Here is a 16403-nt window from a genome sequence, read left to right as displayed (position 1 = left end):
AGCGCATGCTCGCGCGACCATTGGAACAGAGCCGCGTCGCGCCGGTGGAGACGGCGGCGGAGATCGCTTTCTATGCTCAGGCCGAGGCGTAGCGCGCCGCGCCGCCGACCCAGCGCGCGACGACGCGCTCGGCCAGTTCCGGCGATTCAGCGAGCAGTTTCTCGCCCAATTCCTGCACCAGCGGCAGCAGGTCGGCGTCGCGGGCCAGATCGGCGACGCGGAATCCGGCCAGGCCGGTCTGGCGGGTGCCGAGCAGTTCGCCCGGGCCGCGCAGCTCCAGGTCCTTCTCGGCGATGACGAAGCCGTCGTGGGTCTGGCGCATGGTTTCCAGGCGCTGACGCGCCAGCCCGGACAAGGGCGAGCGATACAGCAGCACGCAGGTCGAAGCGGCGCTGCCGCGGCCGACCCGGCCGCGCAGCTGGTGCAATTGGGCCAGGCCCAGGCGTTCGGCGTTCTCGACGATCATCAGCGAGGCGTTGGGCACGTCGACCCCGACTTCGATCACCGTGGTCGCCACCAGCAGGTCCAGCGCGCCGTCCTTGAACGCCTGCATCACCGCCTGTTTTTCCTTGGCCTTCATGCGTCCGTGCACCAGGCCCACGCGCAGCGGCGCGAGCTGGCGCGAGAGTTCTTCGAAGGTCGATTGCGCGGCCTGCGCCACGACCTCGTCGGACTCGTCGATCAGGGTGCAGACCCAGTAGGCCTGGCGGCCTTCGGCGCAGGCGGTACGGATGCGCTGGACCAGCTCGGGCCGGCGCTCCTCGCTCAGCGCCACGGTCTGCACCGGGGTGCGCCCGGGCGGCAGTTCGTCGATCGCCGACACGTCCAGGTCGGCGTAGGCGGTCATCGCCAGGGTGCGCGGAATGGGCGTGGCGGTCATCACCAACTGGTGCGGCACGATCGCGTCGGCGCCGACGCTGCCGCCGGCGCCCTTGTCGCGCAGCGCCAGGCGCTGGTGCACGCCGAAGCGATGCTGTTCGTCGACGATGGCCAGGGCCAGGTCGCGGAAGGCCACGCCCTCCTGCATCAGCGCATGGGTGCCGACCACCACCTGGGCCTCGCCGGCGGCGACCTGGGCCAGCACCTGCTTGCGCGCGCGGCCGGTGACCTTGCCGGCCAGCCAGGCCACGCGCACGTCCAGCGGTTCCAGCCAGCGGCGCAGGTTGTTGAGGTGCTGCTCGGCGAGCAGCTCGGTCGGCGCCATCAGCGCCGCCTGGCGGCCGTGCTGCACCGCCAGCATCGCCGCCAGCGCGGCGACCACGGTCTTGCCGCTGCCGACGTCGCCCTGCACCAGCCGCAGCATCGGCGAGGGCTTGGCCAGGTCGGCGCGGATTTCGTCGAACACCCGGCGCTGCGCCGCGGTCAGCTTGAACGGCAGCGACTTGCGCAGGCGCTCGGCCAACGGCAGTTGCTTCAGCGGCCGCGCGCGATGCGCCTGCTGGCTGATGCGTTGGCGGCGCAGGCTCAGGTGGTGGGCCAGCAACTCCTCCAGGGCCAGCCGGCGCTGGGCCGGGTGACGGCCTTCGATCAGCGCGGCCACATCGGCGTCGACCGGCGGCCGGTGCACGGTCAGCAGGGCCTCGCGCAGGGTCGGCAGTTTCAGGCGCCGGCGCAGTTCCTGCGGCAGCAGTTCCAGCGCGGCGTCGTCGGGCAACCGGTCCAGGGCGTAGCCGATCAGGCGCCGCAGGGTCGCCGGGCCGATGCCCTCGATGGTCGGATAGACCGGGTCCAGTTGCTCGCCCAGCGCGACCTCGGCCTCGTCGTCGAGCACGCGGTAACTGGGATGGACGATCTCCAGCCCGTTCTGGCCCGGCTTGGGCGTGCCGTACAGCCGCACCCGCGCGCCGACCCGGAACTGCGCCACCTGCGCGGCGCGGAAGTGGAAGAAGCGCAGCACCAGGGAAGAACGCGAACCGTCGTCGATCGCCACCCGGAGCATCGGCCGATAACGGAACCCGCGCTCGACCGCCTCGACCCGGCCCTCGACCTGCGCCGCGACGCCGGGCTGGAGCAAGCGGATCGGGGTGATCTGGGTGCGATCCTCGTACTGCCGCGGCAGTTGCAGCCAGAAATCCTGCAGGGTCAGCAATCCCCGCGCGGCCAGCTTCTCGGCCACGCGCGGCCCGACCCCGGGCAGGCGCGGCAACGGCTGGGTGTGGAGATCGACGGAAGGTCCGTCCTTGCGGGCAGGCATGCCGGTAAGGATACGGGAATGGGGAATGGGGAATCGGGAATGGGGAATCGGAAAGCAGCCACGCTGCATCCCGCTCCGCCTTCCCATTCCCTACTCCCGATTCCCCATTCCCGGCCCTCAGTACCGCGCCACGAACTCCACCCCGTAACTGCGCGGCTCGCTTACGCGCGCGCCGACGGTGCCGAGCACGGTCTTGCCGTAGGTGCCCAGCGCATTGACGTACTGGTGGTCGAACACGTTGTTCGCGTACGCGGCCAGGCCCCAGCGGCCCTGCGGCGAGGTCCAGGCCAGGCGCAGGTCGGTGCGGTTCTGCGCTTCGCCCAGGTCCAAGGCCGGGCTCACTCCGCAGCGGTTCTGCGAACGCGATTCCTCGCTGCAGCGGACCTTGCCGCGGTAGGCATGGCGCAACGACGCGCGCAGGTCGCCGTGGCCGCCGAGGTCCCAGCGGTAGTGCGCGCCGCCGGCGAAGGACCAGTACGGCAGGCCGGTCGGGTCGCCGCTGGCGTCGATGCCGTCGGCGGTGACGTAGTTCTTGTAGGTCGAGTCGATGAAGCCGGCGTTGAAGTCCAGGCCGAAGGCATCGCTGACCTGCCAGCGCAGGTCGAAATCCAGGCCGTAGGCTTCCAGATCGGAGGTGTCGATCACGAAGCGCGGAATATCGGTGCTGTTGTCCAGCCGTATCGCCTGGCGGTTGTCGTAGACGTAGTAGTAGACCGAGGCGTTGAGCTGCAGGCGCTGGTCCGGGAAGGCCTGCTTGATGCCGGTCTCGAAGTTCCAGACGTCCTCGTTCTCGAAGCTGCTGCCGATCTGCAGCGAGTTGAAGCCGCCGGCCTTGTAGCCCTTGGCCAGCGAGGCGAACACCATGGTGTCGTCGCTGAAGTGGTAGTCGACGACGAAGCGCGGGCTGAAATCGGTCCAGCTGTCGGAGGTGCGGCGCAGCACGCCCTTGTTCATCAGCGCCGGCGGGTCGATGAAGGCCACGTCGAAGACGAAGAACTCGCGCGGGATCCCGGCCAGGTCGAAGAAGCCCAGCGCATCGAGCTGGTCCAGCGCCGCGTCCAGTTCGGGCGCCGAGCGCGGCGTGTTGAGCCAGCTGAATTTCTTCTCGTCGCGGGTGTAGCGCAGGCCGAAGGTCAGGTTGAGCTTGTCGGTGGCGTGCCAGATCACGTCGCCGAACACCGCGTAGGCGCGGGTGTCCAGGGTGTTGTTGAACTTCTCGTTCCAGCGGTGGCCGAGCAGGCTGATCGGAATGCCGAGCGCGCCGAGTTGCTGGTCGACATAGCCGAACAGATAGCCGGTCGGGGTCGGCGCCAGGCCGAGGTTGTGGACGATGCTGTCGACCGAGTCGGTCATCGCGTTGACCTCGCTGGTCTGGCGCGCGCGCTCGTCGAAATAGCTGGCGCCGGCGACCCAGTCGAGCTTGTCGCTGCTGCCGGCGAACTTGAACTCCTGGTAGAAGCTGCGGTTGCTCTCGGTATTGGTCGAATCGACGTACAGGTAACGGCGGTTGGTGCCGTCCTCCTCGACCCGGTTGAGCGAGTCGTAATCGCGCCAGGAGGTGGTCGAGGTGAAGCCGCCCCAGTCGGTGCCGTGGTCGACGATCAGGGTCACGCCGTCGAAACGCCGCGATTCTTCGTTGCCCTCGGCATCGCTGTAGGTCGGCACCTTGCGCGGGTCCAGATAGGCCGATTCGTCGACCGGCAGCGGCGGTAATCCCGGCGCCGGCGGCAGGGCGACGATGCCGGTGGTGGCCTGGCCGAGCTGGTCCAGGTTCTCGTGGTCCCAGCTCAGCAGCACCGAAGTGCGCTCGCCCAGGCGGGTCTTGAACGCCGCGCGGGTGGCCCAGTTGTTCTCCGGATTCAGATCGCGCCCGGTCTGCGCGTCCTGGATCCAGCCGTCGGCGTGGTTGATCAGCGCATTGAAGCGGAACGCCGAGTTGTCGCTGACCGGCAGGTTGAGCATGCCGTCGACGTATTGCTTGCCGTGGTTGCCGATGCGCAGCTTGGCCGCGACCTCGGTCGCCGCCGTGCTCGGCTTGCGGGTGATGATGGAGATCGCGCCGGCGGCGGTGTTGCGGCCGAACAAGGTGCCCTGCGGCCCCTTCAGCACCTCGATCCGTTCCACGTCGGTGAACGGCAGCAGCACGCCGCCGCCGCGGCCGGCGTAGACGCCGTCGACGTAGACGCCGACCGCCGGATCGGTGCCGATGCCGAAGTCGTCGGTGCTGATGCCGCGCAACTGGAACCCGGGTTGGGTCGGCTGCTGGCTGTCGACCACCAGGCCGGGCACGAAGCTGTCCAGGTCGCCCAGGTCCTGGGCGGCGATGTCGTCGATCAGTTGGTCGGTGACCACCTGCAACGCGATCGGCACGTCCTGCAGTTCCTGCTCGCGGCTCTGCGCGGTGACGGTGATCTTGTCCAACTCCTTGGGCTGATCCGGCGTTTGCGCCGCAGCGGGCAGGAAGGCGCCGCCGCACAACGCGGCGATGGCGGTGCCGGTCGCGACGACCAGGCGGTGTTTGCGCAACGACATCGAAAGCTCCCCTCTCGTTCGTTCCAGAATCGAACGCGCGCATCCGGCGCGTTCCCCAACCGCCGGGCGCCTAGCCGCAGCTCCCCTGCTGCGCGGCGATCCAATCGCGGATCAGTTGTACGCCCTCGACGTGCGTCACGCTGCGACCGAGTTCCGGCATCATCACCGCCGGGTCGTCGCTGAGCATGCGGTAGACCAAGATCGATTCCTCCGGCTTGCCCGGCACCAGGCCGTAGCGGCGGTCGCCGGTGCCCTTGCCGGCGGCGATCGGCAGCTTGCAGCGGCCCAGCCGCAAGGGCTCGCGGGTGGCCGCGTCCAGCCACAGGCCGGAAGTGTTGCCCGGCCCGCTGGGGCTGTGGCAATGGCCGCAATTGACGTCCAGATAGGCGCGCGCCCGGGCGTCCAGATCGGCGCGCGGATCGCGCCAGTGGGCGGCGCGCGGCGCGGCCTGCGGCGCCGGCGCGCCGCGCAGATAGCCGGCTTGAGTCCAGCGCGCGATCTGGTTGGCCAGGCCGTCGTCGTAGGCGAAATCGCGATTGAGATGGCGCGCCTTCGGCCCGATCGGCTGCAACGCCTTGCTCTTCATGTCGGTGCCGTGGCAACCGGCGCACTGGTTCTGGTCCGGCACCTGGTACTCCAGGTCCTGGCTGCGGCCGTCGGCGCCGAGCAGGCGCAGCGGCACCAGTTCGCCGCCGCGCATCAGCCTGGCCTGGGTCTGCTGCTCGTTCCAGACATAGGGCAGCGCGACCCAACCCTCGCGGCGACGCACCAGCAGGCGGGTCTCGATCAGCCGCACCTTGCTCAGCTCGAGTCCGCCGCCGCGCAGGTCCGGCCCGTCGTCGGCGCTGCGCCGCACCGCACCGTCCTCGCCGCGCGGGTAGTAGAAGGTCTTGCTGAGCACGGTGCCGACCGGGAAATCGAACGCGCGCTCGGGGTCGTAGGCCGCGGCCTGTCCATGCGGCATCCACACCGTGCGCAGCTTGTGCGCGTAGTCGGAGAACAGCGGCGTGTTGAGGTCGTAGGCCAGCACGCCCTGATTGAGGCGCAGGCGCCCGTCGGCGACCCGCAGCAGGTTCCATTCGGCCAGGTCCGCCGGCTGGCCTTCGGCGAAGAAACGCACCGGCGGCGGCGCGGTCTCGCGCGCGCACGCCGCCAGGCACAGCGACAGCAACAATCCGATCCAACCGCGGCCCATCGCGTTCGTCCGCATCGATCAGCCGCGCTTGAGGTCGATGGCCGGCAACTTGGGCAGGCTGCAGTCGTAGCGCTTGGTGTCCTGGCTCGGGCTCTTGTAGCCGCCCGGGCCGTCGGCGTCGATCACCCCGGACACGTCGCGGATGCAGATCTGCGGCCCGCCGGCGAGCTTGGCGTTGGCGTAGCCGTCCCAGAGCACGTCGGGCAGGCGGCCGCGCAAGCCGTAGATCGCGGTCTTCAGCGCCTTCAGGTCGAACCCGTCGGGCGAGTCGCCGCCGCCGGACAGGCGGTTGCCGTAGATCGCGATGCGCTCGGGATAGGGATCGAAATCCTTCGAGGCCTTGTCGTCCTTGTAGCCGGTCGAATAGACGCTGGAGACGATGATGTTGGTGGTGGCGTTGTCGCGGATCTCGTTGTCGAAGATCTCGACGTCGTCGTTGGAGTTGACCACGATGCCGCTGCCGGCCGGCACGCTGGCCACCGGCGTGCCCTTGGCGCCGAAGTTGGCGGTGTTGTTCTGGTAGACCTTGTTCTGGAACACCCGGATCGCGCCGCCTTGCTGCGACAGCGCCGGCATGTTGAACACCAGGATGCCGCCGGTGTTGTTGGTGGCGACGTTGCCGTAGACGTCGGCGTTGACCGTGTTTTCGATCTCGATCCCGGCGACGTTGAACTCGGCGCGGCTGTTGCGCACGATCACGTCGCGCGACTGGCCGACGTAGATGCCCGCGTCGGAGGCGCCGATCGCCACCGAATCCTCGATCAGCACGTTGCGGGTCTTGACCGGATACAGGCCATAGGCGCCGTTCTTGGTGCTGGGGCCGCCGGTCCATTCCACCCGCACGTTGCGGATGGTGATGTGCTCGCCTTCGTTGACCTTGAGCCCGTCGCCCTTGCTGTCCTCGATGGCGATGTTCTCCAGCACGAAGCGGCTGGCGTTGACCAGCAGCCCCTCGGCGCCGGCTTTCTGGCCCTTGAAGCTCAGCACCGACTTGTCCGGGCCGGCGCCGCGGATGGTGACCCCGTCCACGCGCAGGGTCAGGCTGCGGTCGAAGCTGTGCCGGCCCGGCGGGACCTCGATCACCTCGCCCGGCTTGGCGTCGAGCAGGCGGGTGCGGAAGGTCTCGGCGAACGCGGCGTCGCCGGCGGCGACCTGCGGGCTGGGCGTGTGCTGGGCCTGTTCGGGGCCGCAGGCGGCCACGGCGGCGGCGAGGACGGCGACGGCGACAGCGCGGATCGGCGGGCTCATGGGTCTCTCCGGTTTGGCTTGCGGTGCGCGGATGCGGCGCGGTTCGCGTCGCGGCGCGCCCCCGCACGGCTAAGCCAGGAGTCTGGGTCGGCGCCGTGAGCGCGCGTGAGGGCGAATGCGGCACACTAGGGGGGCAATCGCGGTCAACCGTGCGGCCAGGAGCGTGGGGAGATGCGCCAGCCATCCGATCGGGACCAAACCCAGGACGACGTCGCGATGATGTCGCCCAACCTGCTGTGGGGTCTGCTGGAAGCGGCGGACCGGCTGCGCGCGCCCAGCGACGACTGGTTCGCCGGCACCGGGCTCAGCCGCGCCCAGGTCAGCGACCCCGGCGTGCGCCTGCCCGACCGGCCGACCGCGGTGGTGATCGAGCGCGCGCTGCGGGTGCTGCCGGCGAGCATCGGCCTGGACATCGGCCACGCCCAGCACATCGGCAACTTCGGCCTGCTCGGCCTGGCCATGACCACCGCGCCGACCTTCGGCGACGCGCTGCAGATCGGCCTGCGCTTCACCCCGGTGGTCGGCAGCCTGATGCGCTTCGTCGAAAGCGTGTCCGAGCCGGGCACCCTGGCCCTGGCCGGGCGCATGACCCTAAGCTATCCGGCGATCCACCGCTTCGTCTGCGAGGAGTTCTTCAGCAGCTGCCTGGCCTTGGCGCGCGGCCTGGTCGGCGAACGCCTGCGGCCGCTGCGGGTGGAGTTCAGCTACCCCGCCCCGGCCTACGAGTCGCGCTACCGCGAAGTGTTCGACTGCCCGCTGGCGTTCGCCCAGCCGCAGGACCGGCTGGTGCTGGACGCGCACTGGCTGGCGGCGCCGCTGCCGACCCATAACCCGATCGCCTCGCGCCAGGTGCTGGCGCTGTGCGAGGCGCAGATGCCGCAGGGCCCGCTGCCGGGCGAAGTCACCGCCGCGGTCGAGCGCCTGCTGCGCGCGCAACTGGCCCAGGACCCCAAGCTGGCCGGCATCGCCGCGCAATTGCACGTCAGCGAGCGCACCCTGCGCCGCCAACTCACCGGCGAGGGCACCAGCTTCCACGAAATCCACGACCGCCTGCGCATCGACCGCGCCTACGCCCTGCTGCGCGAACGCCAGCCGACCATCGCCGCGGTCGGCGCCGCGGTCGGCTACAAGGACCCGCGCGATTTCCGCCGCGCCTTCAAGCGCCTGACCGGAGAGACGCCGCGCGCGTTGCGCGAGCGGTTTTTGTCTGAGCGGGGATAAGGGGGTTCGAAGAGCGGGGAATGGGGAATGGGGAATGGGGAATGGGGAATCGTAAAGCGCGACGGCCGCTTGCGCGGCCGTCGTCGGGGAACTTCGCTACGGCTCAGCGCAGGACCAGGATCGCGTCGACTTCGAACGCGACGCCGCGCGGCAGGGCCGAGACTTCGACCGTCGAGCGCGCCGGGTACGGCGGGTTGAAGTACTCGCCCATCACCGAGTTGACCTTGCCGAACGCGCCCAGGTCGGTGAGGTAGAGGCCGAGCCGGACCACCTCGGCGAGCGAGCCGCCGGCGGCTTCGCACACCGCCTTGAGGTTCTGGAACGCGCGGTGCGCCTGCGCCTCGATGTCGCCCTCGATGACCAGGCCGCTGGCCGGGTCGAGCGGAATCTGGCCGGACAGGTACACCGTGTCGCCGACGCGTACGGCCTGGGAATACGGGCCGATCGCGGCCGGGGCTTGGTCGGTATGGATGATTTCTCGGGACATGGGCGGGCCGGGAATCGGGAATGGGGAGTCGGGAATCGTAATGGCAAGGCGGCGCGGCTGGAACAGGCGCGCCTGCGAGGCTTCACAAAAAAGTCCATGGCACCGGGACGCCCAGACCAGAGGCGACGCAGCGCTCTGCCGATTCCCGGCTCCCGATTCCCGGCGGCGGCGAAGCCGCCGCTACATCCGCTGCACGCCCAGCACCACGGTCAGGCGCCGGACCCGGCGCATGACGTCGGCGAGGTGGCGGCGGTCGCTGACTTCGATCGCGAAACGCATGATCGCGATGTTGGCGTCGCGCTCCAGGTACTCGACCCGGTCGATATTGGACTCGGCTTCGGCGATCGCGGCGGCGACCTGGGCCAGCGAGCCGGGGCGGTTGTCGACCTCGATCCGCAGCGCGGCGGAGAAGTCGCCGGAGACCTGGCGGTCCCAGCCGATCGCCACCCAACGGTCGGGCGACTTGCGGTAGTCGGCGACGTTGGGGCAATCCAGGCGGTGCACCACGATGCCCTTGCCGGCGGTGTGGTAGCCCATGATCTCGTCGCCCGGCAACGGCAGGCAACAGTTGGCGAAGCTGATCACGCCGCGCTCGGCGCCGGTGATCAGGATCTTGTCTTCGGGCAGGCGCGGCCGGTCGATAGGGCGGCCGCGCGACTTGCCCGGCGCCTCGCGCGCCAGCGCCAACGCGACCTGGTTGGGCATCCGGTTGCCGAGCGCGATGTCGGCCAACAGCGCCTCCAGGCGCGGGTAGCGGTACTCGCCCAGGTAGCCCTCCAGGCGCAGCGCCGGAATCCGGTCGAGCGAGGTCTCCAGCGCTTCCAGCGCGCGGTCGAGCATGCGGTGGCCGAGCTGCACCGCGTCCTCGTGCTCGAGCTGCTTGAGCTGCTGGCGGATCGAGGTGCGGGCCTTGCCGGAGACCACGAACTCCAGCCACTGCGGCTTGGGCGTGGACGACTTGGCGGTGATGATCTCGACCCGCTGGCCGCTGGCCAGCTTGGTGCGCAGCGGCACCAGCTTGCTGTCCACCCGCGCGGCGACCGCGCGGTTGCCGACGTCGGTGTGCACGGCGTAGGCGAAATCCAGCGCGGTCGAATTGCGCGGCAGCGACATGATGTCGCCCTTGGGGGTGAACAGGTAGACCTCGTCCGGGAACAGGTCGACCTTGACGTTCTCCAGGAACTCCAGCGACGAACCGGTCGCGCGCTGCGACTCGACCAGGCTGGCGATCCAGCTGTGCGCGCGCGACTGGGCGCTGTTCGGGCCTTCGCCGCCGTGCTTGTACGACCAGTGCGCGGCGATGCCGCGCTCGGCGATCAGGTCCATGTCCTCGGTGCGGATCTGCACCTCGACCGGCGAGCCGTAGGGGCCGAACAGCACCGTGTGCAGCGACTGGTAGCCGTTGGCCTTGGGAATGGCGATGAAATCGCGGAAGCGCGAATCCAGCGGCTTGTACGCCGAATGCACCACGCCCAGGGCGTGGTAGCAGTCCGGCACGCTGCGCACCACCACCCGGAAGCCGAACACGTCCATCACCTGATTGAAGCTCTTATGCTCGTGATGCATCTTGGTGTAGATGCTCCACGGCGACTTCACCCGGCTGATCAGGCGGTGTTGAAGCTTCTCCTTCGCCAGCCGCTGGGCCAGATGCGCTTCGATCTGCACCAGCGACTCGCGCCGCACCACCGGCTGGGTGCGGATGCGTTTTTCGATCACCGCGTGGCGCCAGGGATGCAGGGCGCGAAAGCCCAGGTCCTGCAGCTCGGCCTTGATCAGGTTCATGCCCAGGCGCTGGGCGATCGGCGCGTAGATCTCCAGGGTCTCGCGGGCGATGCGCTCGCGCGCCTCGGCGCTCTGCGCGCCCAGGGTGCGCATGTTGTGCAGGCGGTCGGCGAGCTTGATCAGGATCACCCGCAGGTCGCGCGCCATCGCCAGCAGCATCTTGCGGAAGCTTTCCGCGGCCGCTTCCTGGCGGTCGCGGAACTGCAGCTTGTCCAGCTTGGTGACGCCGTCGACCAATTCGGCCACGGTCGGGCCGAACTCGGTCGCCAGGCACTCGCGGGTCAGCGGCGTGTCTTCGATGGTGTCGTGCAGGATCGCCGCGACCAGGGTCTCCACGTCCAGGCCCTGCTCGGCCAGGACCTTGGCCACCGCGACCGGATGGGTGATGTAGGGCTCGCCGGACTTGCGCGTCTGCCCGGCGTGCGCGGCGGCGCCGACCGCCCAAGCGCGGCGCAGCAGCTGGCGCTGCGCCTCGGGCAAATAGTGCGCGGCCAGTTCCAGTTCGCGCACGTAGTCCGGCAGCTCCGTGTCTTCGGGAGCGACGGGATAGACGGTAAGCGCGGGCTCGGCAGGAGTCATAACGGAAATTTACGCGCGCTCAGGCGCAGGAAGCAACGCACGGGGCTGTTTCAAAGGTGGCGCCGGTCCGCAGCGGCGCAAGCCGGCGGCGGGATTCGGCGGCGAATCCGGCGCGAGCGGCGCGCCGCGCGGTTCAGGTAGGCGAACGCCGCGCGCCGCCAGGCGCCCGCGTGGCCGGGCTGAAAACGAAAACGGCCCCGCCGCAGCGGAGCCGTTTCGCGATGCCGGATCGCCCGCGCGGCGCGCGGGCTCGGAAGATCAGTCGTCGCCCTTGGACAGGTCGTCGTCGGCGACCACTTCGGCCGCGGCCCATTCCAGGGCTTCGCGTTCCTTGCGCTCGCGCTCGGCCTTCTCGACCGCGTCGATGTAGTCCGGGTTGACCTGGCGCGCGGCGATCTCGCGCAGCGCCAGCACGGTCGGCTTGTCGTTGGCTTCGCTGTTGTCCAGCTGCGGTTCGACGCCGTTGGCCAGCTGACGGGCGCGCTTGGCGGCCAGCATGACGAGTTCGAAGCGGTTCGGGACCACTTCCAGGCAATCTTCGACGGTGATGCGGGCCATGGGGCTCCTGCGGCCGGTGCGGCCGTCTTGCAAGCGGTTGGGGACCGGGGAGTCTAGCCGGAGGCGCCGGGCGAAGCAAGGTTTCGGGCTGCAATCCCTTATGGATCAATCAGATAGATGCCAACCGGCGGCATTGACGGGTCCAGACGAAGCCAGGACGCGAGCGCAAGGCAAGAGCAAATCCCCCCTCCCCCCTTTTTCAAAGGGGGGAAAGACCAGGCCTCGCGAATGCCGGGCAAGCGGGGCACGTCGGTCGGCTCATCGATCGTGGACCGGGCCGTCCATTCCGGAAGCAATCAGGGAGCAGCCCTACCGTTTCGCCCCGAATCCCGAATCCCGAATCCCGAATCCCGAGTCCCGAGTCCCGATTATTCGTCCACCAACAAAGCGGTAATCAGCCGCGAATGCCGGGCGACCTGCGGCTCGCGGCGCAGGCGGCTGGCGAGGAAGATCGCGCACATCTCGTCGACCGCGGTGTCGAAGACCTCGTTGACGATGACGTAGTCGAACTCGTGGTAGTGCGACATCTCTTCGCGCGCCGCGTCCAGGCGCTGACGGATGGTTTCCTCGCTGTCCTGGCCGCGCGAGCGCATGCGCGACTCCAGCGCCTGGCGCGAGGGCGGCAGGATGAAGACGCTGACCGCGTCCGGCACCTTGGCCCGCACCTGGCGCGCGCCCTGCCAGTCGATTTCCAGCAGCACGTCCTTGCCGGCGGCCAGGAACGGCTCCACCGACTGCCGCGCCGACCCCTTCCAGTCGCCGTGCACGCGCGCGTGCTCGAAGAAATCGCCGGCCTCGACCATCGCCTCGAATTCCTGCGCGCTGACGAAGTGGTAGTGCTCGGCATGGCGCTCGCCCGGACGCGGCTGGCGCGAGGTGAACGAGATCGACAACCGGATGTTCGGGTCGCGCGCGAGCACCGCGTTGACGATGCTGGATTTGCCGGCCCCGGAGGGGGCGGCGACGATGTAGAGGGTTCCGCGCATTGGGCTGGGAATCGGGAATCGGGAATCGGGAATCGGGAATGGGGAATGGGGAATGGGGAATCGGGAATGGGATGGATCTGGGGAGAAGTCGCGAAACGCTTTTGACGTCTACGATTCCCGATTCCCGATTCCCCATTCCCGGCTATTCGATGTTCTGGATCTGCTCGCGCACCTGATCGATCAGCACCTTGAGCTCGACCGCGGCGGCGGAGCTGCGGGCGTCGACCGACTTGGAGCCCAGGGTGTTGGCTTCGCGGTTGAATTCCTGCAGCAGGAAGTCCAGGCGCCGGCCGACCGCTTCGCGCAGCTTGAGCACGCGGCGGGCTTCGGCGACATGCGAGTCGAGCCGGTCGAGTTCTTCGTCGACGTCGAGCTTCTGCAGCCACAACACCAGTTCCTGCTCCAGGCGGCCGTTGTCGGCCGGCTGGGCCAGGTCGGCCAGGCGGGTTTCCAGCTTGGTGCGCTGGCCGGCGCGGATCGCCGGCATCATCGTGCGCACCTCGGAGGCGATGCGGGCGATGCCGTCGACGCGCTCGCCGATCACCGCGGCGAGCTTGGCGCCCTCGCGTTCGCGCGAGGCGACGAATTCGTCGAGCACGCCGTCGAGCAGGGCCAGGGCCTCGGCCTGCAACGCCGCCGGATCCGCGGCCGGGGCCTGCAGCACGCCGGGGAACTGCAGCAACTCGGTGAATTCGGTGCGCAGCGCCGGGAACCGCGCCGACAGGTCGATCGCCAGCTCGCTGAGCTCGCGCAGCCGGGTCGGGTTGAGCTGCAACGCGTCGCCGCCTTCCGGCGCGCGCAGGCGCAGGGTCAGGTCGAGCTTGCCGCGGCTCAGGCGCGCGCCGACGCGTTCGCGCAGCGCCGGTTCGAGCACGCGCAGCTCGTCGGCCAGGCGCACGCCCAGCTCGAGGAAGCGGTGGTTGACCGAGCGCAGCTCGCAGCCGAGCGTGCCCCAGGGTGTCGCGCGTTCGCCGCTGGCGAAGGCGGTCATGCTGCGAATCATTCGCTGATTCCGAGCCTTACGGGGGGTGAATGGTAAACTCGCCGGCCCTCAAAACGGTAACTTCGTCCCATGACCGGTCCCCTCGCCGCCCCCGTTCCGGCCCCGGCCGCCCCGGTCGTCCGCCCCAGCGGGCGCAGCGCCGGGCAGATGCGCGAGGTCCGGATCGAGCGCGGCTACACCCGCCACGCCGAGGGCTCGGTGCTGGTCAGCTTCGGCCAGACCCGGGTGCTGTGCACCGCCAGCGTCGACAACAAGGTGCCGGCCTTCCTGCGCGGCAAGGGCGAGGGCTGGGTCACCGCCGAGTACGGCATGCTGCCGCGCGCCACCCACACCCGCAGCGACCGCGAGGCCGCGCGCGGCAAGCAGGGCGGCCGGACCCTGGAAATCCAGCGCCTGATCGGCCGCGCCCTGCGCGCCTGCATCGACCGCAAGGCACTCGGCGAGCGCACCATCACCCTGGACTGCGACGTGCTGCAGGCCGACGGCGGCACCCGCACCGCCGCGATCACCGGCGCCTATGTGGCCCTGGTCGACGCGGTGCGCTGGCTGCAGGCGCGGCGCGAGATCGCCCGCGACCCGATCTTCGGCGCGGTCGCCGCGGTCTCGGTCGGGATCTACCGCGGGTCGCCGGTGCTGGACCTGGACTACGCCGAGGACAGCGACTGCGACACCGACATGAACGTAGTCATGAACGACGGCGGCGGCTTCATCGAGCTGCAGGGCACCGCCGAGGGCCATGCGTTCCGGCGCGAGGAGCTCGACGGCCTGCTCGGCCTGGCCGAAGCCGGCATCGCCGAACTGATCGCCAAGCAGCGCGAGGCGCTGGCCGGCTGAGCCCGACCCGGCAACAAAGCACACTAAAACCGCGCACCGGTTCCGGCCAAGTCCGGACCGCGCGCAGCGCCGCGCCGGACTGCCGCCGCGGCGGCCGTGCGCGCACACTGGCCGGCCCTCCCCGACGAGCGCCGCGCCCATGCATCGCACCCTAGGCTGCCTGACCCTGGTGGTCGGCGACTACGACCAGGCCATCGCCTACTACACCCAGCGCCTGGGCTTCGTCCTGCTCGAGGACACCGACCGCGGCGGCGGCAAGCGCTGGGTGCGGGTCGCGCCCAGCGCGCAGGCCGAAACCGCGCTGCTGCTGGCGCGCGCCGACGGCGACGCGCAGCGCGCCCGGGTCGGCGACCAGACCGGCGGCCGGGTCGGGTTCTTCCTGCACACCGACGACTTCGCCCGCGACCACGCCGCGATGCTCGCCCAGGGCGTGCGCTTCCTGGAATCTCCCCGCGTCGAGACCTACGGCACGGTCGCCGTTTTCGAAGATCTGTACGGTAACCGCTGGGATTTGCTGGAACTGAAGGCATGAGATTAGTGCTGGCCAGCAGCAACGCCGGCAAATTGGCGGAGCTGCGCGACCTGCTCGGCGACACCGGGATCGAATTGGTGGCGCAAACGGATCTGGGGGTCGAAGACATCGAGGAAACCGGCAGCACTTTCGTCGAGAACGCGCTGCTCAAGGCCCGTCATGCCTCGGCGGTCACCGGCCTGCCGGCGCTGGCCGACGACTCGGGCATCTGCGTCGACGCGCTCGGCGGCGCCCCCGGCCTGTACTCGGCCCGCTACGCCGGCCGCCACGGCGACGCCCAGGCCAACATCGACAAGCTGCTCGGCGCCCTGCACGGGGTGCCGGACGAGCAGCGCAGCGCGCATTTCTACGCGGTCATCGTCCTGCTGCGCCATGCCGGCGACCCGCGCCCGATCATCGCCGAAGGGGTCTGGAACGGCCGCATCCTGCACGCCCGCCAGGGCGAGCGCGGCTTCGGCTACCAGCCGGTGTTCTTCGACACCGAATACGCCGTGTCCGCCGGCGAGATCGAGGACGAACTCAAGAACCGGGTCAGCCACCGCGCCCGCGCCCTGGCCGCGCTGCGCGCGCGCCTGCCGGAGCTGCGCGGGTGAACCGCATGGCCCGCGCCGCCGCCCCGCACCGGCGCCTGTTCCGCGCCGGCGGCCATACCGTGCTGGCGGTGGCGGTGCTGTACCTGCTGGCGATGCCGATCGCGATCTGGATCCACCACGACGGCCTGAGCAGCGGCAGCCACAGCTTCGGCTCGGACCTGGAACTGGCGCTGTGGGTGCTGGCCGGCCTGGTCGGCCTGGTCGCCCTGGCGGCGATCCAGCGGGTCAGCCTGGACGCCGACGGCGGCGTCGGCACGATCCGCTACGCCAACATCACCAGCGGCCACCGCAGCCGCGCCTTCGAGCCGGCCGAGGTGGTCTCGATGTCCCTGCACCGGGCCAAGGACGGGCGCCTGCGCCTGACCTCGACCCTGGAGCTGCGCCTGGCGCCCTCGCCGCACCGCAACTGGAACACGGTGGCGATCTTCGACGGCGACATGTCCGGCGACGGCCGCGCCGAGCCGCTGGCGACCATCGTCCGCCAGGTCGTGCGGGCCCGCCCCGAGGTCGCCCTGGACGCCAATCTGCGCGCCCTGCTGGCGCCGTATCGCTACGGTACGGCCGCCGACCGGTAAGCTGTCGGCTTCCGTCCGTCATCCGGGCCGGCCCCTGCGGCCGGCCGCCCGCCGTTGAACCAGACTCCAGCCAGTTTCTCCCCC

Annotated in this window: 14 protein-coding genes; 5 read left to right on the top strand and 9 right to left on the bottom strand. The window is 70.0% G+C overall.

All coding sequences use genetic code 11. From position 1 onward, the window contains the following. Positions 1-76: 76 nt before the first annotated feature. From recG to K4L06_RS10955, 4 genes are all read right to left on the bottom strand, one after another. A complete protein-coding gene (recG, locus tag K4L06_RS10970; protein ID WP_221671417.1) occupies positions 77-2194 on the bottom strand; it encodes an ATP-dependent DNA helicase RecG in 2118 nt (705 codons plus the stop codon). Positions 2195-2311: 117 nt separating this feature from the next. Continuing rightward, a complete protein-coding gene (locus tag K4L06_RS10965; protein ID WP_221671416.1) occupies positions 2312-4726 on the bottom strand; it encodes a TonB-dependent receptor in 2415 nt (804 codons plus the stop codon). A gap of 70 nt (positions 4727-4796) precedes the next feature. Continuing rightward, entirely contained in the window at positions 4797-5921 is a 1125-nt protein-coding gene (locus K4L06_RS10960) for an SO2930 family diheme c-type cytochrome (RefSeq protein ID WP_221671415.1), read from the bottom strand. 18 nt (positions 5922-5939) lie between these two features. After that, positions 5940-7169, bottom strand: coding sequence for a parallel beta-helix domain-containing protein (locus tag K4L06_RS10955; RefSeq protein WP_221671414.1), 1230 nt, complete (start codon positions 7167-7169; stop codon positions 5940-5942). Between the two features lie 171 nt (positions 7170-7340). On the opposite strand from K4L06_RS10955, the gene K4L06_RS10950 reads away from it, so the two are divergent. Beyond that, the gene (locus K4L06_RS10950) at positions 7341-8390 is read left to right on the top strand and encodes an AraC family transcriptional regulator (RefSeq protein ID WP_221671413.1); all 1050 of its coding nucleotides are present in this window, start codon (positions 7341-7343) and stop codon (positions 8388-8390) included. Positions 8391-8493: 103 nt separating this feature from the next. Here the strand turns inward: K4L06_RS10950 and K4L06_RS10945 are convergent, their stop codons facing one another. The 5 genes from K4L06_RS10945 to K4L06_RS10925 all read right to left on the bottom strand — a co-directional run bounded on the left by K4L06_RS10945 (position 8494) and on the right by K4L06_RS10925 (position 13785). Further along, positions 8494-8877, bottom strand: coding sequence for a RidA family protein (locus K4L06_RS10945; protein ID WP_221671412.1), 384 nt, complete (start codon positions 8875-8877; stop codon positions 8494-8496). A gap of 180 nt (positions 8878-9057) precedes the next feature. Continuing rightward, the gene (locus tag K4L06_RS10940) at positions 9058-11238 is read right to left on the bottom strand and encodes a bifunctional (p)ppGpp synthetase/guanosine-3',5'-bis(diphosphate) 3'-pyrophosphohydrolase (protein ID WP_221671411.1); all 2181 of its coding nucleotides are present in this window, start codon (positions 11236-11238) and stop codon (positions 9058-9060) included. Between the two features lie 258 nt (positions 11239-11496). Then, on the bottom strand, positions 11497-11796 hold the full coding sequence (rpoZ, locus tag K4L06_RS10935) for a DNA-directed RNA polymerase subunit omega (RefSeq protein ID WP_057946389.1): 300 nt from the start codon (positions 11794-11796) through the stop codon (positions 11497-11499). A 368-nt stretch (positions 11797-12164) separates the two neighbouring features. Then, on the bottom strand, positions 12165-12782 hold the full coding sequence (gmk, locus tag K4L06_RS10930) for a guanylate kinase (RefSeq protein ID WP_221671410.1): 618 nt from the start codon (positions 12780-12782) through the stop codon (positions 12165-12167). A gap of 142 nt (positions 12783-12924) precedes the next feature. After that, entirely contained in the window at positions 12925-13785 is an 861-nt protein-coding gene (locus K4L06_RS10925) for a YicC/YloC family endoribonuclease (protein ID WP_221671409.1), read from the bottom strand. 69 nt (positions 13786-13854) lie between these two features. Between K4L06_RS10925 and rph the strand changes: the two genes are divergently transcribed. The 4 genes from rph to K4L06_RS10905 all read left to right on the top strand — a co-directional run bounded on the left by rph (position 13855) and on the right by K4L06_RS10905 (position 16319). Further along, complete coding sequence (gene rph, locus K4L06_RS10920) at positions 13855-14619, top strand: ribonuclease PH (RefSeq protein ID WP_221671408.1); 765 nt, start codon at positions 13855-13857, stop codon at positions 14617-14619. Positions 14620-14758: 139 nt separating this feature from the next. Then, positions 14759-15151 carry a VOC family protein gene (locus K4L06_RS10915; protein ID WP_221671407.1) on the top strand — a complete coding sequence of 131 codons (393 nt, stop codon included), beginning with the start codon at positions 14759-14761 and terminating at the stop codon, positions 15149-15151. Next, a complete protein-coding gene (gene rdgB / locus K4L06_RS10910) occupies positions 15148-15744 on the top strand; it encodes an RdgB/HAM1 family non-canonical purine NTP pyrophosphatase (RefSeq protein WP_221671406.1) in 597 nt (198 codons plus the stop codon). The genes K4L06_RS10915 and rdgB overlap by 4 nt, the downstream gene beginning before the upstream one ends. Beyond that, a complete protein-coding gene (locus K4L06_RS10905; RefSeq protein WP_221671405.1) occupies positions 15741-16319 on the top strand; it encodes a hypothetical protein in 579 nt (192 codons plus the stop codon). The genes rdgB and K4L06_RS10905 overlap by 4 nt, the downstream gene beginning before the upstream one ends. Positions 16320-16403 lie beyond the last annotated feature (84 nt).

The organism is Lysobacter sp. BMK333-48F3 (assembly GCF_019733395.1).
GTDB lineage: Bacteria > Pseudomonadota > Gammaproteobacteria > Xanthomonadales > Xanthomonadaceae > Lysobacter.
This window is presented reverse-complemented; position numbering and strand designations above follow the sequence as displayed.

What these genes read in the sequence shown, in the direction of transcription:
- recG (WP_221671417.1), bottom strand. Translation starts at nt 2,194, where the DNA reads ATGCCTGCCCGCAAGGACGGACCTTCCGTCGATCTCCACACCCAGCCG.
- K4L06_RS10965 (WP_221671416.1), bottom strand. Translation starts at nt 4,726, where the DNA reads ATGTCGTTGCGCAAACACCGCCTGGTCGTCGCGACCGGCACCGCCATC.
- K4L06_RS10960 (WP_221671415.1), bottom strand. Translation starts at nt 5,921, where the DNA reads ATGGGCCGCGGTTGGATCGGATTGTTGCTGTCGCTGTGCCTGGCGGCG.
- K4L06_RS10955 (WP_221671414.1), bottom strand. Translation starts at nt 7,169, where the DNA reads ATGAGCCCGCCGATCCGCGCTGTCGCCGTCGCCGTCCTCGCCGCCGCC.
- K4L06_RS10950 (WP_221671413.1), top strand. Translation starts at nt 7,341, where the DNA reads ATGCGCCAGCCATCCGATCGGGACCAAACCCAGGACGACGTCGCGATG.
- K4L06_RS10945 (WP_221671412.1), bottom strand. Translation starts at nt 8,877, where the DNA reads ATGTCCCGAGAAATCATCCATACCGACCAAGCCCCGGCCGCGATCGGC.
- K4L06_RS10940 (WP_221671411.1), bottom strand. Translation starts at nt 11,238, where the DNA reads ATGACTCCTGCCGAGCCCGCGCTTACCGTCTATCCCGTCGCTCCCGAA.
- rpoZ (WP_057946389.1), bottom strand. Translation starts at nt 11,796, where the DNA reads ATGGCCCGCATCACCGTCGAAGATTGCCTGGAAGTGGTCCCGAACCGC.
- gmk (WP_221671410.1), bottom strand. Translation starts at nt 12,782, where the DNA reads ATGCGCGGAACCCTCTACATCGTCGCCGCCCCCTCCGGGGCCGGCAAA.
- K4L06_RS10925 (WP_221671409.1), bottom strand. Translation starts at nt 13,785, where the DNA reads ATGATTCGCAGCATGACCGCCTTCGCCAGCGGCGAACGCGCGACACCC.
- rph (WP_221671408.1), top strand. Translation starts at nt 13,855, where the DNA reads ATGACCGGTCCCCTCGCCGCCCCCGTTCCGGCCCCGGCCGCCCCGGTC.
- K4L06_RS10915 (WP_221671407.1), top strand. Translation starts at nt 14,759, where the DNA reads ATGCATCGCACCCTAGGCTGCCTGACCCTGGTGGTCGGCGACTACGAC.
- rdgB (WP_221671406.1), top strand. Translation starts at nt 15,148, where the DNA reads ATGAGATTAGTGCTGGCCAGCAGCAACGCCGGCAAATTGGCGGAGCTG.